At 44.3% G+C, this 16,342-nt stretch carries 11 protein-coding genes; 6 read left to right on the top strand and 5 right to left on the bottom strand.

Features of this window, described 5'->3' with window-relative positions; translation table 11 throughout:
• Positions 1 to 87: 87 nt before the first annotated feature.
• The 3 genes from BM736_RS01800 to BM736_RS01790 all read right to left on the bottom strand — a co-directional run bounded on the left by BM736_RS01800 (position 88) and on the right by BM736_RS01790 (position 6,740).
• A complete protein-coding gene (locus BM736_RS01800; protein ID WP_076407940.1) occupies positions 88 to 2,139 on the bottom strand; it encodes a sodium:proton antiporter in 2,052 nt (683 codons plus the stop codon).
• 142 nt (positions 2,140 to 2,281) lie between these two features.
• Positions 2,282 to 5,401, bottom strand: coding sequence for an efflux RND transporter permease subunit (locus tag BM736_RS01795; RefSeq protein WP_076407938.1), 3,120 nt, complete (start codon positions 5,399 to 5,401; stop codon positions 2,282 to 2,284).
• Between the two features lie 184 nt (positions 5,402 to 5,585).
• Complete coding sequence (locus BM736_RS01790; RefSeq protein ID WP_076407936.1) at positions 5,586 to 6,740, bottom strand: efflux RND transporter periplasmic adaptor subunit; 1,155 nt, start codon at positions 6,738 to 6,740, stop codon at positions 5,586 to 5,588.
• A gap of 622 nt (positions 6,741 to 7,362) precedes the next feature.
• On the opposite strand from BM736_RS01790, the gene BM736_RS01785 reads away from it, so the two are divergent.
• The 4 genes from BM736_RS01785 (at position 7,363) to BM736_RS01770 (ending at position 10,667) form a co-directional block, all read left to right on the top strand.
• Positions 7,363 to 7,725 carry a cytoplasmic protein gene (locus BM736_RS01785; RefSeq protein WP_076407934.1) on the top strand — a complete coding sequence of 121 codons (363 nt, stop codon included), beginning with the start codon at positions 7,363 to 7,365 and terminating at the stop codon, positions 7,723 to 7,725.
• Between the two features lie 431 nt (positions 7,726 to 8,156).
• Positions 8,157 to 9,458 carry an NAD(P)/FAD-dependent oxidoreductase gene (locus BM736_RS01780; RefSeq protein ID WP_083699786.1) on the top strand — a complete coding sequence of 434 codons (1,302 nt, stop codon included), beginning with the start codon at positions 8,157 to 8,159 and terminating at the stop codon, positions 9,456 to 9,458.
• A 129-nt stretch (positions 9,459 to 9,587) separates the two neighbouring features.
• Positions 9,588 to 9,806 (top strand): hypothetical protein, encoded by a 219-nt coding sequence (locus tag BM736_RS01775; RefSeq protein WP_076407932.1) that lies wholly within the window; start codon positions 9,588 to 9,590, stop codon positions 9,804 to 9,806.
• 54 nt (positions 9,807 to 9,860) lie between these two features.
• Positions 9,861 to 10,667, top strand: a complete 807-nt coding sequence (locus BM736_RS01770) for a phosphate/phosphite/phosphonate ABC transporter substrate-binding protein (protein ID WP_076407930.1) — start codon at positions 9,861 to 9,863, stop codon at positions 10,665 to 10,667.
• Positions 10,668 to 10,704: 37 nt separating this feature from the next.
• On the opposite strand, the gene BM736_RS01765 is transcribed toward BM736_RS01770, so the two are convergent.
• Positions 10,705 to 12,177 carry a BCCT family transporter gene (locus BM736_RS01765; RefSeq protein ID WP_076407928.1) on the bottom strand — a complete coding sequence of 491 codons (1,473 nt, stop codon included), beginning with the start codon at positions 12,175 to 12,177 and terminating at the stop codon, positions 10,705 to 10,707.
• A gap of 199 nt (positions 12,178 to 12,376) precedes the next feature.
• Positions 12,377 to 12,745, bottom strand: coding sequence for an acyl-CoA thioesterase (locus BM736_RS01760; protein WP_076407926.1), 369 nt, complete (start codon positions 12,743 to 12,745; stop codon positions 12,377 to 12,379).
• Between the two features lie 417 nt (positions 12,746 to 13,162).
• Here BM736_RS01760 and BM736_RS01755 point away from each other — a divergent pair, with 417 nt between their 5' ends.
• Positions 13,163 to 14,668 (top strand): alkaline phosphatase, encoded by a 1,506-nt coding sequence (locus BM736_RS01755; RefSeq protein ID WP_076407924.1) that lies wholly within the window; start codon positions 13,163 to 13,165, stop codon positions 14,666 to 14,668.
• Between the two features lie 26 nt (positions 14,669 to 14,694).
• Positions 14,695 to 16,326, top strand: a complete 1,632-nt coding sequence (locus BM736_RS01750) for an alkaline phosphatase (protein ID WP_076407922.1) — start codon at positions 14,695 to 14,697, stop codon at positions 16,324 to 16,326.
• The last annotated feature ends 16 nt before the right edge of the window (positions 16,327 to 16,342 follow it).

Here is a 16,342-nt window from a genome sequence, read left to right as displayed (position 1 = left end):
GTGACAGTTAGCTTTTTCCCTGCAAAGAATTAGCAAGCTGAGGCCCGTTGATTAAATAATCAACGGGCCTTTTTATTTGTTAAACAGTTATAACAACTGACTCTGCTTTTTATTTTCATGCATCTTGAGCTCGACCTCTTCGATCAGCTTTTCAGCATCGACTTCGGAGATTATCCCTTCATGGGTTAACTCCTGAATCTTTTTCCGTTCAGTATTGAGTAATATTCGCAAGGCTAGGTAAGATTCAACCTGCTCCACCAAATGCGGTGAGTTCTGACGAAAACCATTTAAGGTATTATCAGCAAATTGATTCACTAAACTCACTTGCTCAAGCACTTCCTCTAACTGCGCTTTCTCTAATGACAAGCTAGGTGCTAGCTCAAGAATATAACGACTCGCTTCAAACAGCCCTCTGGCACTCTCAAAGATAATCACATGTTGCTTATAGCTAGTAGCACGAGCATAGCTACCAACAATTGGAAAATGCGCACATTGAGTGGCCCACTTAGGGATCTGCCAATGCTTAGCGATTGAGGGTCTGGGCCATATTTGTGGTGTGCCATCAAGCGCTCTTTCTATCGCACCGATTAAGAGATGAGTGGCGTCTTTGCTTAGTAAACCTTTAGCGAATTGATTCCAATAAAACTGGCGCTCAGATTCGAGCAACTTTCTCTGATACTCAACTTGAGTATCAACGCTTTCCTCCTCTTTATAGGGGGCAGCAACTGTCACTATGTTGTTATCAACAGCTGGCCAATTGACCGATTTAAGATGCTCGTCTTGCTGTAATTTCTCCCTGACTAGCACTATTTCATTGGCAATCTTATGTTGTACCTTAGCAAAGGTTTTCTGCTTTGCTTTTGGCAGCTTATCAAGCCCAAGTTTTGCCATCACAAAACGCATACTCGAACCGTTGACCACGATAGTGAGCACCACGATGCCCGCAGTGAGAAACAACACCTGATCCCTAAGCTGAATATCTAAGGACTCATTGGTCGCAACGATAAGTGCCAATGCTAACGACACAGCCCCTCTGAGTCCGCCCCAGATCAACACTATTGATTTCTCTTTCGTTAACCCTATGCCGATCCTAGCTAAGATAGGCATAAAACCAACAATGACCATAGTTCGAATCACTAAAATACCGGCAAAAATCACGGCTAAGTATTGCCAGTTAGCCAAATCAGCAAGCCCAAGTCTGGTTGAGACCACCAGCCCCACTAAAATAAAAATAAGCGTATTAAACAGAAATGACAATGTGTGCCAGAAGTGATGCAGATGCTCCATCACTTCGGGAGAAAAGCGGGTTCGACCAGGGCCCGCATAGATAAGTGCAAGCGTAACTACACTCACCACACCCGATGCATGAAATACGTGCTCTGAGAGATAAAATACTAAGTAAGGGAGCACTAAGGTTAGGGCAATCTCAATCAAACTGTCATTAAACAGGGAGCCAATAAAGAGCAAACTTACCCCAGCAACCAAGGCGCCGATAATCACTCCAATCGACACGACTCGCGTAAACTCACCAATCACATGTAAGGTACTGAGCTCTGCATCAACCTGAGTGACTAAAGTAAGAAACAGGGTAAATAAAACAATTGCTGTACCATCATTCAGCAGAGACTCTCCCTCAATTAAGGTTTGTAGTCTGGCACGAGAGCACATCTCTTTAAGTAGCGCGACAACCGCAACAGGGTCGGTGGCACTCACTATCGTGCCAAACATCAATGCCGTACCGATAGACCATTGCCAAGGCAGCACTGTCAGGCTTAATGCTGCAGTGAACAAGGTACAAAGCACCATGCCTGGGATAGCAAGCAAAGCAATTTGAGAAAACATACGCTTAAATAGGTGCACCTCTAAAGAGAATGCAGATTCAAATACCAGTGCAGGTAAAAAGATAAACATGATTAGATTGGCATCGAGCTGGCTTGCTAGCTCAAAAGAGGATTTTAACTCATGAAGGAAGGGAGATTGAAGTTCGTAATCTAATACTGAGCCTATCAACATTCCCAGTACTAGCAAGGCTACAGAGTATGGAATAGCGGTATTTTTTAATAGTCGGCGTAACAATATCCCTAATATTATCGCTACCACAAAAAATACTAAAAGCTGTAAGGTCATCTGCATATGCATATGCATTACCTAGGCATTAGTATCGTCTATTAACCCTAGACCTAAATCGGCCATTATTCACGCTTCCCCTACTCAGTCTCCCATAAAAAAGCCCAAGCTGATTAGCTTGGGCTTTTGGATTAATTAAAGCTGAAAGCGAAACTTATGCCGCTTTAGACTCACCTTTAGCTTTCTCTCGCATCTTTTGCATCATCACGTAAAAGACAGGAACTAAAAGTGTTCCAACAATCGTCGCTGCTAACATACCACCAAACACTGAGTAACCTAATGCCCTGCGGCTACCAGAACCAGCACCCGTTGCAATAACCAGAGGGAGTACACCGAGCAAGAAGGAGAACGCTGTCATCAATACTGCACGAAAACGTAATCTAGCTGCAGTTTCTCCAGCTTCGAGAATACTTTTGCCCTCTTCACGTAGCTGCTTTGCAAACTCCACTATCAAGATGGCATTCTTACAGGCTAAACCAATCAAGAGCACGAGTCCTATCTGGGCATAGAGGTTTAAGTCAGCCCCCACCAGCAAGATATTCAAAAATGCCCCAAGGATTGCGATTGGCACCGCTAAGATAACCGCAAATGGAATCGTCCAACTCTCATACTGAGCCACCAGAAATAGATAGGTGAAGACTAATGCCAGCGCAAAAATAAGTGGCGCTAAATTACCTGCTTTAATCTCTTGGTATGTTTGGCCAGTCCACTCAAATGTATAGCCAGCAGGTAAAGACTCATTAGCCGCTCGCTCCATCGCTGTAATTGCATCACCCGAGCTAAAACCTGCTGCAGGGAAACCATTAATGGTGGTTGAGTTGAACATGTTATATGAGTTCATCACATCTGGGCCTAAAATGGGTGTCACTGTCACTAATGTACTTAATGGCACCATCTCGCCCGTTTTAGAGCGAACATAAAAACGCGAGATATCTTTATCTGAATTTCGATACTCACCTTCAGCCTGCAAAATCACCCTAAAGACCTTACCAAAACGGTTAAAGTCATTAACATACATTGAGCCAAGCATGGTTTGCATCGTAGAGAATATCTCATTAAGCGAGATCCCCATCGCTTTAGCTTTATCTCTATCGACGTCCACATACATCTGTGGCACATCGGCGCGGAAGTTACTAAAGGACATAGCAATCTCTGGCTGCTCGTTCGCCTTCATAATCAGCGCGCGCATCACAGAAGCTAACTCTTGAGGAGTGCGGCCTTGAGTGTCTTGCAGCACAAACTCGAAACCACCGACACTACCCACACCTGGAATAGGAGGCAGAGAGAAAGCCATTGCCTTCACTGCAGGATTTGCCGCGTATTTGGCCTGAAGTTTAGCAACGATCGCCGCCTCAACCATATCAGGGGTATCACGCTCCTCCCAAGTTGAGAGCGTCACAATCATTAAGCCACCGTTTGATGACACAGAGCCGGTCAAAATACTAAAACCACTGGCATGAATAACATTTTCTACACCTGGCTCTTTCAGAGTTAATTCAACAAGCTCCCTCATTACCTCTTCAGTACGGTTCAACGATGCACCATCAGGTAGCTGAATATCGACCATAAAGGCTTTCTTATCTTCCATAGGCACAAAACCTGACGGTAAGATATTAGCAATCCCCCCGGTCAGGCCTATCAGACAAAGATAAACCACACCAACAAGGGCCAATTTACGTGTCAGTGATGACACTAACTTCATATACTTACCAGTGAAGCGTTCAAACTGTCTGTTAAAGGCGGCGTGGAACCCTTTGGTATGTGTCTTAGGTGCGCGCAGTAAGGAGGCACACAGCGCCGGACTTAAGGTTAATGCATTAATCGAAGAGATAAGTACCGCAATACAGATAGTCACTGAGAATTGGGCATACATCTGCCCAGTGATCCCAGGCATTACTGCCGTCGGGGCAAATACCGCAAGCAGTACTAATGTGGTGGCAATAATTGGCCCTGTGACCTCTTTCATCGCCTTAGAGGTAGCCTCTTTCGGCGACAATCCCTCGTCTTGCATCAAACGAGTGACGTTCTCAACCACGACAATCGCATCATCAACCACAATACCGATGGCTAATATCAACGCAAACAGAGATACCGTGTTTATACTCATGCCGAACAGCAGAAGAAACGCAAAGGTACCGATAAGCGATACTGGGATCGCAATGCCTGGGACTAATGTAGAGCGTGCATCCTGCAGGAAGATAAATACAACCAAGACAACTAATGCAATAGAGATAAATAGAGTTTGCACAACCTCTTTGATTGAGGTTTCAACAAACTCAGTGGTGTCATAAAGTACTTCATATTCTAAATCATCAGGGAAGCGCTCTGAAAGCTTAGCCATTTCAGCTTTAATCGCCTTACCCACTTCTAACGCATTCGCGTCTGGCGACTGATAGATAGAGATAATTGCGGATGGCTTATTATTTAGCCTACCTTGTGCATCATAAGTCTGCGATCCAAGCTCAACACGTGCTACATCACTAACAGTGACTTTAGAGCCGTCGCTATTAGCGCGGATCATCACATTACGAAACTCTTCAGGATCTTTTAAGCGGCCCTTAGTCTGTAGGGTATATTGAAATTGCTGCTCTGGATCGACAGGTGCAGCACCAATACGGCCAGCGGCAACTTGAATGTTTTGCTCCTGCAGCGCACCAATAACATCGGCGGCTGTCACTCCAAGGCTAGCCATTTTATCTGGATCTAACCAGATACGAATCGCGTAATCTAATGCACCGATCACTTGTACTTTTGAAACACCGTTTTGACGCGCTAGGGCATCTTTAACATTTAAGCCGGCATAGTTGGTGATAAAGAGTGAATCAAAGGTCTCATTGGGCGAAACTAGGTTCACCACCATCAACATATTAGGGCTTTGTTTTTCAACCTTAACACCTTGACGCTTTACCTCTTCAGGCAGGCGTGGCATTGCCTGTTGCACACGGTTTTGCACTTTAACTTGTGCCATATCCGCATCAGTGCCCACCTCAAAGGTCACATTTAAAGAGTAACTGCCATCGTTAGCACTCTTTGACTCCATATAGAGCATGCCTTCAACACCGTTCACTTCAGCCTCTAAAGGCTGGGCTATGGTATCTTTTACAATATCGGCACTTGCACCTGAATAGCTGGTAGAAACACTTACTTGTGGCGGCGCAATTTCAGGAAATTCAGCCACTGAAAGTACAGGTATAGAGATTAATCCGACTAATGTCAGTACAGTCGAAATAACAAAGGCAAATTTGGGCCTGTTAATAAAAAATTCACTAATCATGACATTCCCCTGTCACTTTCCAATTCAAGGCTTGAGCGACACAAAGACAAATTTAGGACCAAGCCAATAAAAAATTCACTAATCATGACATTCCCCTGTCACTTTCCAATTCAAGGTTTGAGCGACACAAAGACAAATTTAGGACCAAGCCAATAAAAAATTCACTAATCATGACATTCCCCGATTAAGATGCATTTTCTTGGAAAGGAATAACTTCTTGCTCAACCGGGTTGACTTTGATGCCTGGGCGGATTTTCTGTAATCCTTCGACGACGATGCGCTCACCATCTTTTAAGCCACTCAGCACACGCCAATCGACGCCGAATCTATCGCCTAATTCTACGAGGCGCTTTTGTACTTCGTCTTGCTCATTAAGCACCATAACAAAACGACCTTGCTGATCTTCTTGTACTGCAGCTTGAGGGATTAGCAAGGCATTCTCAGTGATAGGCGACTCAATCACTAACGTGACAAATAAGCCAGGCAACATTAGGCTAGTAGCATTTTTAAAAGTGGCTCTAACAGGTAAGGTTCCTGTCGCAGCATCGACACGGTTACCAATAAAGTCGATATAACCCGCTTCATCAAACATGGTGCCATTTGGCAGGCGCAAATGAATAACAATGTCTTCAATTTTCACATCTTGGTCAGCAGCTTTAGAGAAGTCTTGCTGGGCTGATATGAGCTTTTTCTCAGCAACCTGAAAGTTGACCCACATAGGTTGTAGCTGAACTAGATTCGCCATCTCAGACTGAGGGGTAATAATGTCACCGGTACTCACTTTTGAATTACTGATCCGACCCGAGATAGGCGCATAAACCTTGGTATAGCTCAATTGAAGCTCAGCAGCTTTTACTGCAGCTTCAGCTTGAACAACCCCAGCAGCGGTAGTCAGCTTACGACTGGTTAGCTCATCCATATCTTGGGCACTGATCATGCCATCCGGTAGCAGGCGGCGACCACGCTCCCAATTCATTACTGCTACATCTCGCGATGCAGTAGCTTGCTTAAGTACGGCCAACTGCTGAGCAAGCTCAGCTTTATAAGTGGACGGGTCAATTTCAAACAAAAGATCGCCAGCAGTAACATCATCACCTTCGATAAATGTACGCTTTAGCAGTTGTCCTTGGATCTGTGACTGAATAACCACATCTTCAGATGCCCTTGTGCGGCCCACGATTTCAGACTTAGGGATGATCTCTTCGGTATGTGCAGTATTCACAATCACGCTAGGTAACATAGCTTGTTTTGGTGCAGGTGCTTCCCCACAGGCTGTAAGTTGCAGTGTTGCTATAAAAAGTATGCACCACTTAAATGTTGAAACGGTTCGAACAACCATTTATGCCTCCGGTAAGCATCAATAAAATTAGGGATTTATATTCAAGAATTATAAGCAGATACAGGTGGTAATAACACCTATTTACATATTTATTTCATAAAAGTCACAACTTACCTCTAGCCAACGAATATAAGTAGAGATACGAGTTAAAGTGGGTTCGATACCACAATTTTCCATAAGCTCCACGCACTCGATCTGATCTTAAGCGATTATCATCTTAAAACATCTAGGGTTAAAGTTAGCTGCCATCAGTATTAGTGATACATAGTGGTTAGTTAATAAATCAATGCCGTATGCGACATGAACAAGCGCTAGGTGATATGGCATCGATGAATATTTTCATACTGGTATAAAGCCAAGCTTAAGTCTTACACTCAATTAGCTGTCGCTTTATTAATCAAAAGCAATACTCAATAGAAAAGAGTATAAAAAGTGAGATCTAGCACAAGGTTATCTTAGTTTGAGTCGTGCTAAAAAAGAGTCAGAGCAAATTGATTATTCGCTTACTTATATAGATAAAAATGTCACTGTAAATATATATCAGTAATCACGAATAAAAGTTGACCAATTAGAAAAGCAATGTCTATGATGGCATTAGTATTCGCAAACAAGTAGGTAATCTATGACAGCAATCTCTCATGTATACAACTACACCGTTCGATGCCCACACGTAAAAGATCCTGCACACCCAACTACTTGGGAAAATCATATTGAGTTTAATCAATCTTGCGAAATTGGATTAAGCCGCATCACAAAATGGCACGGTCGCTCAGGCCACCGCATCTTCGAACAGGATGGCTTTGTAGTACGTGAGGCTGAGGCTGAAAGTGCCTACTTCGCCATGAATAACACCCGAATTAAGAACGATGGCCATGTATTGGTAACCTTTAAGATATTTATGGATGATTCAACCAAAGACACCTCAGTGCAAGAGATCATGCAGCACTTGATTGCTGATTACGATGCAAAGATAGCTAAACTCTAACGCTAACAGCGCTCATCAGCCTTGCTGAGTATCTCAACAAGATAATTGAACTGCTTCCCGGTGAGGCAGTTCACATTTTTACAACACTCTCTGTTGCCTAGATCACAAAACCCAATAACTAAAAACTAAAAAACACTCCTAAAAAATACAATCCAAAAAAAATAAAACACTTACATTTCAAAAACAAACAAATACAATCAAGCAAATTCACCCAACTCCCATCACTTTTGACCTCTCATTGCCGTTTTAGCACACCACTGATACAATTTTTATTCGAAAACCAGTTCTAATTTTTATAACTATAATTATACCGATAACGGTTAATGCCTCTGGTCAGGGTGTTAATCATTAGGTTGGCCTAAAAAAACTCTAATTCAACAGCCAAGCCTGCTAAACATATTAATTTTTTAATAATATAGGAGCATGTACTCATGCACGAAATGGTAAATATTGTCATCATAGGTGGCGGCGCAGGCGGTATGGAGATAGCGACTAAATTAGGTCGTAAGCTTGGTAAAAAAGGAAAAGCTAGGGTCACACTTGTCGACTGTGCAGAAAGTCATGTCTGGAAACCTCTCTTACACGAAGTGGCCACTGGGGCGCTCGATATAGGCATAGATGCCTTAAGCTATCGTGGCCATGCCGCTAACCACGGCTACCACTTTCAGCAAGGTGCAATGACGGAAATAGACAGAGAGAACAAACAGATAATACTTGCCCCTATCACAGATGAAGAGGGTGAAGAGCTCTTGCCTGCAAGACGCATCGACTATGACTATGCCGTTATCGCTATCGGTAGTATCGCCAATGACTTTAAAATACCTGGCGTTCGTGAACATTGCGTATTTCTAGACAGCACAGAGCAAGCGATGGAAATTCGTAGCATGCTGCTAAATAAATTTATGCGTTATGCCAGTCATCACCAACTTGATGAAAAGATCAAAATTGCCGTTGTAGGTGCTGGGGCGACTGGTGTCGAGATGTCTGCAGAGATGCATCACGCTGTCGATCAACTTCGAGGGTTTGGTTATAAGATTGACTCGAGTTTACTAGAGGTCACCTTAGTTGAAGCCGACGAACGCATTTTACCTAAAGTGGATAAAATTGAGATATCGACATCTGTGGCTAAAGAGCTTATCTCTATCGGCGTCAATGTCCGTACATCGACCCGCATTAGTGAAGTCACCACTAAAGGCTTACACACTACTGAGGGTGAATTAATCCCATCAGATATGGTTATCTGGTCTACAGGGGTTAAAGCCCCTGACTTCCTAAATGAGATTGGCGGCTTAGAGAGTAACCACATCAATCAGGTGATGGTTAAACAAAATATGCAATCGACTCGCGATCCACATATTTTTGCTATCGGTGATTGTGCAGCTTGCCCTCAAGAAGATGGTAGCTGGGTGCCACCACGCGGTCAGTCTGCGCGACAGATGGCATTGATGACAGCAGATAATATCATCTTGATGCTTGAGGATAAATCTCCAAAAAATGAGTATGTCTATAAAGATTTAGGCTCGCTAGTAAACCTTTCAAAGTTTCATACCGTGGGCAACTTAATGTCATTTATGGGTGGCGGTGTATTAGTTGAGGGGAAAATTGCTCGCTTCGTTTACACTTCGCTATACCGTCGACATCTGATTGAATTACACGGTGTCTTTAGAGGCACGCTACTGATGTGTGCGAAGGGGATCAGCCGTATCATTCACCCTCACCTGAAGCTGCACTAACTCATAGTAATCAGTATAAAGCTTCATCAAGGCCTCGATTATCGAGGCCTTTCTCTACTTTATATAGCGATTGGTATTCTGTAGTTAAAAAGATAAAATACCGCATATCATTCACCTTGAGACTCTGTAATGAAAGTAGCATTTTTTGTATTAACACTGTTTATCACACTTAGTGGCTGCGCTGAGCTAAAAGATATGGGTAAGACCATAGGCCACACAACGAAAGATGTCACCACTGAAATAGGCCATGCAACGAGAGACACCACCAAAGCCATCGGTCATGCATCACGCGATGCTGTTAATTCTGTCAAAGAAGACCTTAACAGTGAAGATGAAACCAAGGATTAACCTTAGGTAAAAACCTCAAGTTACCTGCCCTTTCCCATTCGATCTAAGCGATAAATGAACAGATTAAAACTAACCTCATGCATGGCGCCCAATGCCGATGGCTTTGTAGACGCTTTGGCTCAATATTTATCGCTAAAATTAGATAAATCAATAGACCCTTGCCTAGGTATCCCCTGGCAAGATAGAGAAAGCGCATTTGATAGCGGCGATATACAGATATGTTGGATCTGTGGGCTCCCCTATGTGTGGAAAGTCGATAAACCCGCTCCACAAGTAGAGTTGCTCGCGACTCCTTTGTTAAAAGCGAGTCGCTACAATAATACGCCGGTCTATTATTCTGATGTTGTGGTGCATAAAGATAGTAAGCTCTTCAGCTTTGCCGACCTTGAAGGTAAGCGCTGGTCTTACAATGAGCCAAAATCTCACTCAGGGGCTTATGTGGTTCGTGATTATTTAGCCAACATGGGCAAGGACTGCAGCTACTTTGGTAAAGTGATAGAGTCAGGCGCTCACCAAAATTCAATACAGATGATTGTAGATAAGCAGATCGATGCTTCGGCAATTGATAGCTGGGTACTGGAATTAGAGCTCATGCACAATCCTCAACTCGCCGCTCAGCTACGTGTAATTGAGACCTTAGGCCCTAGCGGCTTCCCACCCTTTATGATCTCAAAGCAGGTGCCAGAAGAGCTACGTGCCGAGCTCAGAACTATTTTGACTAGGATGCATAACGATCCTATGGGCAGACATATCCTAGAGAAAGTTAATATCTCCCACTTTGCCGTAACACAAGATAGCGATTACGACTCAATTCGAAAAATGGCACAAAATGCCGAGTCTATTGAGTGGGTTGCCACATAAACCGCTTTAGGGCTGAAGGCAAACTCAGCCTTGTGCCCTACTCTTTATGTTTTATCAGCTCTTTAATCATGATCCCTGCCTGAGCGAGTAAAATAAGCGTAAAAGGCAGTGCGCCAAAAATGGCTATCTGTTTATTCAAATCGATATTATTTTTAAGTACTAAGGCTGCGGTGATCGCCACCAATACGAGACTCCACATCAGTTTAGACTTTATTGCTTGGCTCCCCGTCATCATACTGGTTACAAAGATAGCCGAATCAGCACTGGTGATAACGAACGTGATTAATAGCAAGATGGCGCTATAGATCAGAATTTTACCTATAGCTAAATGCTCAAAGAAGGTAAACAAGCCTAAAGTGAAATCACTACTCGTTGCCTGTACCACGTCCGGTAAGATGCTCATCTCAAATACGCTGCCACCAAAGACGCTAAACCAGACGATAGTCGTTGCCGTTGGCACCAATACAGTACAGAGCAGATATTGACGAATGGTTCGTCCACGGCTAATTCGAGCGATAAATGGGCCAACAAAAGGTGCCCAGGCAATCCACCAGACAAAATAGATGATACTCCAGCCTTCACTCCAACCTCGAGAGCTATCATCGATTGACCATGAGAGCTCTGGCAGAAGTTGCAGGTAACTGACACTGGATGTAAAAATCGTCATAACAACAGCTAACGGGTCGACTAAAGTCAGCACAGCCACCAGCATTACAATAACAAAAAGCAGGTTAAACAGACTCATTCGCCTGATCCCCTTATCTAAGCCTAATGTCGATGAAATGGTAAACGCGAAAGTAATCGCTAAAAGCAGACCCAAGCGAAAGCTTAAGCCACCAATATCAAAGCCCAAGCTTTGCTCCAGGCCACTTTGCACTAAGGCAATTGTGTTGGCCAGCGTGCCTGCCACCCCGAATATCACAGCAATCACAGCGAGAAGATCAAACAATTGATAACCATTTGATCTAGGTGTTTCAGTAAAACTGGCCGACACAGTCATTGCTCTGGAGCGATTAAATGCAAACCAAGCCATGACCAACCCAGATACCGCATACAGACTCCAAGCATGTAGACCCCAATGAAAGTAAGTCAGTGCAAGTGCCGTGTCTTTACCCACTTCATCAAGGGGTATAAATGCTGGCGGGTTGGCATAATGCGCTATTGGCTCAGCGACTCCCCAAAAAATGAGTCCTGAGCCCATTCCTGCTGCGAATAACATAGACACCCAACTAATAAAGCTAAATTCAGGTGCTTTATCTTTCCCTAAGGTGATTCTCCCCCACGGACTTAGCGCAATGGCGAAAGCAAGGACCACAAACACAGAGGGAATAATAATGAAAGCCAACCCAAATTCATGGATGGCATAACTGGTCACCCCTGCAACCAAAGAGATTGCTGTTTGCGGGAAGATGAGAAAAGCCGATGCCATAATACAACAACACACTAGACCGATAGACTCTCGGCTTAATTGATTCAAGCGGCTTATGTTTAACAGTGATGATACTTTCATAATAGCGAGGTAAGGCTCACGGTGCTGCTAGGTAACAATCCCTGCCACAGCTCGGCAGAAGATGATATTCATATGGTGAAAGCCTACCATACTCTATCAATGAAATATCAATGAAAAACACAGAGAACAGAAGCTAGATCTCTCCAGCCTCTATCATCGACAGTCTTAGTTAGGTGCTTAGTACCTGCCCCTATCCAGTTTATGCTGCGTTTGCCCTGATCTTATGAGGTGTTGGTAAGCCTTGCTCATTAACATTTACAAAGACCATTTTATCGATACAGACAACAGGGAGGTGGCTTACTTTATTTCTCACCATACAGCGAACTGTGATTGAACTAGAACCTGCACTGACTAACTCAAGCCCGAACTCAATCACATCGCCTTGTCTAGCTGGCGTTCTAAAATTAATTTCGGAGATAATTTTAGTCACTATGCTCTGACTGTTCATCTGGCACCCGGCAAAAATTGCCGCTTCCTCATCAATCCAGCTTAACAGTTGCCCACCAAACAGCGCATTGGCAGGATTTAAATGTTCAGGCTTAATAAATCTTCGACTGTAATATTTCATTGTATGCACATCCTCTAACAAGTCTTTGGCTAATAGTAGACATCATATTTAATGGCGAGTTGGGTTTAGCTCGACAAACAGATACCTCCAAAGTAGTAGCAAGAGTCAGACCAAATAGATAAACAATATAAAAACAGTAAGTTAAAACTCCCCTCTCATAGTATTGCGCACCATAAAGGCCCAAGCCTGCACAAACATCACCCAAATAACGTTGTGGGGTCATTCAAACACTATTAACCCAAAATACTATTCACCTCGAGAAACCAGTAATCCAAGCATGCTTCAACGCTCACTTGTTGCAAAGATGCAAGCAAGTCACAAAAGCTACACAATTCCTACCCATTTCCGTCATACAGATCACCGACAATCATCGCGTCTAAAAATGTAATCCCAACAGACTTCAATAAAATAAGGGTGATGATAGTGATTAATATGAAGAATATAGCTGCACTCGTGTCATGCAGCTTAGTGACTATGGCAGCCAATGCTGCAGCTTTACCTGCTACACAAACTGGCAGTCAATGGTTTAAAACAAGTGCTCAACTTGTCAGCGATAAAACCCAACAAACTAAAAAGAGCCAAGCAAAGAACGTCATTTTGTTTGTCGGTGATGGTATGGGAGTTTCAACACTAACCGCTGCCCGAATTTACCAAGGGCAACAGTTACCGGGTAATCAAGGTGGTGAAGAAAACTTCCTCAGCTTCGAGCAATTTCCCAATACAGCTTTAGTCAAAACCTATAACACCAACCAGCAAACACCAGATTCAGCAGGCACCATGACGGCGATGGCGACAGGCGTTAAGTCTAAAGCGGGTGTTTTGTCAGTCTCTGATGCAAGCCTTCGTGCAAACTGCCTTTCATCAAAAGGTAATGAGCTAGTGACCTTAGTTGACCTTGCTAATGCCAAGGGCTTATCTACTGGTGTAGTCAGTACAGCGCGCATTACACATGCAACGCCTGCTGCGACCTATGCCGCTAGCCCTGAACGTAACTGGGAAGCTGACAGTAATTTACCTGCAGAAGCGCTAACCAATGAATGTAAAGATATCGCCTATCAGCTGGTTATGCGTGATGAAGATAATGCCTTGAGTGTTGCACTTGGTGGCGGTCGTCGTAACTTTATCCCAGATTCAGTGACTGATGGCGAAAACAAATCTGGTCGCCGCGCAGATGGTGTTGATTTGACCCAAGCCTGGACTGAGAATTTCAGCAACTCTGCTTATGTTTGGGATAAGGCAGGTTTTGATGCCATCGATGCCAGCAGCACTGATCACCTGCTTGGCCTATTCAACTCTTCGCATATGGAGTATGAAGCTGACCGCTTAGATGATACAGCCGGTGAGCCATCTCTGACAGATATGACCACCAAGTCTATCGAGATACTTAACAAGAACGAGCAAGGCTACTTACTTATTGTTGAAGCTGGTCGTATCGATCACGCCCACCATGCTGGTAATGCCCACCGCGCGCTTGTCGATACGGTTGAGTTATCAAACGCAGTAAAAGCCGCATTTGATAACACTAATCCAGATGAAACACTCATCATGGTTACCGCTGATCACAGCCATGTATTCACCATTGCTGGCTACCCAGAGCGTGGTAACCCTATCTTAGGCTTAGTTCATAATGTGGGTGGCGATCTCGCGGTTGCAAATGATGGCAAGCCATACACCACGTTAGGCTATACCAATGGTCCTGGCGCCGTTATTGGTCAACGAGATGATTTAACCTCTGTCGACACTAAGCAAAAAGACTTCATGCAGCAAGCATTAGTGCCATTAAGCAGCGAAACCCACGCAGGTGAAGATATCACCCTACACGCTACAGGCCCAGGCTCTCACTTGGCCCAAGGGGTGATCGAGCAAAATGTCATTTTCCATATTATCAACCAAGCACAATCGCTTGGCGGCACTAAATACTAATTAAACAGTACTCATTGGAGCAAATTATGAATAAGAAATTACTAGTACTGTCTATGGCAGCAATTTTAGGTCTGAGCGCCTGTGGAAGCGATGGTAATAACGGCACTAATGGCAGTGACGGTAACAATGGCAACGACGGTAATAACGGCAGCGATGGTCAAGACTGGACAGCAGTCAATGAGTGGTTTATCGACGGCCAACGCCGCGTCACTGAAGCGGCTGATATCTCGGTTAAGAATGATGCCGGCGCGGCAAAGAATATCATTTTGTTTGTCGGTGATGGCATGGGAGTTTCCACTGTCACAGCGGCTCGTATCTTAGATGGACAACTTAAAGGTAAAACCGGTGAGGAAAACTCACTGTCATTTGAAACTTTACCTCATCTTGGCCTAGCAAAAACCTACAATGTCGATGGCCAAACTCCTGACTCAGCAGGCACCATGACCGCTATGGTAACTGGGGTTAAAACTGATGTTGGTGTGCTTTCACAATCGGAAAGTGTCACCCGTGGAAACTGTGCTTCAACCTCTGGACAGGACTTAATGACCTCGGTTGAGCTTGCTTCAATGGCCGGCATGTCCACAGGGGTGATTTCAACAGCCCGCGTGACTCACGCAACACCAGCTGCAGCATATGCCCACAGCCCTGAGCGTAACTGGGAAAGTGATGCAGATTTGACCGCAGAAGCAGTAACCAATGGATGTAAAGATATCGCGGCGCAGCTGTTAGATTACAGCTATGGCGCAGGTATTAATGTGGTTATGGGCGGCGGACGACGCGCCTTCATTCCGACAACAATGACTGACCCAGAGGGGAAAAGCGGTAAACGCCTTGATGGTCGTGATTTAACCGCAGAGTGGACTACAAAATATGAAAACTCTGCCTATGTGGCCGACAGAGATAGCTTCTTGGCTTTAGACCCTGCCACCACAGATCATGCATTAGGTCTATTTAACTCATCCCATATGGAGTATGACTATGACCGTGTAACAACTGGCGCAGAAGGTGAGCCATCACTTGCAGAGATGACAGCCAAATCAATCGACATTCTTAAGAAGAATGATAAAGGCTTTGTACTTATCATCGAAGCTGGCCGCATCGACCATGCACACCATGCAGGTAACGCCGCTAGAGCACTACATGACACAATTGCACTTTCTGAAGCTGTGCGCGTTGCTATGGAGAAAACCTCAACGAAAGACACTTTGCTCATGGTCACTGCCGATCATAGCCATGTGTTTACCATTGCAGGCTACCCAACACGCGGCAACCCTATTCTAGGCCTTGTTAAAGGCAATGATTCAAGTGGAATATCTGCAGTAACGAACTCAACCGATGCTAACGGTCTGCCATATACCACCGTTGGTTATACCAATGGTCGCGGCTACGCTGCACTTGAGACTGGTGGAGATGAGCGCTATGGCTATCCTGTGGCAACTGGCAGGTTTGATCTTAACTATGTCGATACTCAGAGCGCTGGTTTTCATCAAGAAGCCTTAGTGCCTTTAGAGTCAGAGACACATGCAGGTGAAGATGTAGGGATTTTTGCAAGTGGTCCAGGCGCTCATTTAGTGCAAGGTACCGTAGAACAGAACCACATTTTCCATGTCATCAACCATGCCGCGAATCTTGTTGTCAAAGCTGATGCGGCTTTATAAGCACTGAGCACAATGA

The sequence above is a fragment of the Shewanella sp. UCD-KL12 genome, assembly GCF_001957125.1.
Lineage (GTDB): Bacteria > Pseudomonadota > Gammaproteobacteria > Enterobacterales > Shewanellaceae > Shewanella.
This window is presented reverse-complemented; position numbering and strand designations above follow the sequence as displayed.

Excerpts from the sequence above, each read along its gene's own strand:
- BM736_RS01750 (WP_076407922.1), top strand. The coding sequence starts at position 14,695 with ATGAATAAGAAATTACTAGTACTGTCTATGGCAGCAATTTTAGGTCTG.
- BM736_RS01800 (WP_076407940.1), bottom strand. The coding sequence starts at position 2,139 with ATGCATATGCAGATGACCTTACAGCTTTTAGTATTTTTTGTGGTAGCG.
- BM736_RS01760 (WP_076407926.1), bottom strand. The coding sequence starts at position 12,745 with ATGAAATATTACAGTCGAAGATTTATTAAGCCTGAACATTTAAATCCT.
- BM736_RS01785 (WP_076407934.1), top strand. The coding sequence starts at position 7,363 with ATGACAGCAATCTCTCATGTATACAACTACACCGTTCGATGCCCACAC.
- BM736_RS01765 (WP_076407928.1), bottom strand. The coding sequence starts at position 12,177 with ATGAAAGTATCATCACTGTTAAACATAAGCCGCTTGAATCAATTAAGC.
- BM736_RS01795 (WP_076407938.1), bottom strand. The coding sequence starts at position 5,401 with ATGATTAGTGAATTTTTTATTAACAGGCCCAAATTTGCCTTTGTTATT.
- BM736_RS01775 (WP_076407932.1), top strand. The coding sequence starts at position 9,588 with ATGAAAGTAGCATTTTTTGTATTAACACTGTTTATCACACTTAGTGGC.
- BM736_RS01770 (WP_076407930.1), top strand. The coding sequence starts at position 9,861 with ATGAACAGATTAAAACTAACCTCATGCATGGCGCCCAATGCCGATGGC.
- BM736_RS01790 (WP_076407936.1), bottom strand. The coding sequence starts at position 6,740 with ATGGTTGTTCGAACCGTTTCAACATTTAAGTGGTGCATACTTTTTATA.
- BM736_RS01780 (WP_083699786.1), top strand. The coding sequence starts at position 8,157 with ATGCACGAAATGGTAAATATTGTCATCATAGGTGGCGGCGCAGGCGGT.
- BM736_RS01755 (WP_076407924.1), top strand. The coding sequence starts at position 13,163 with ATGATAGTGATTAATATGAAGAATATAGCTGCACTCGTGTCATGCAGC.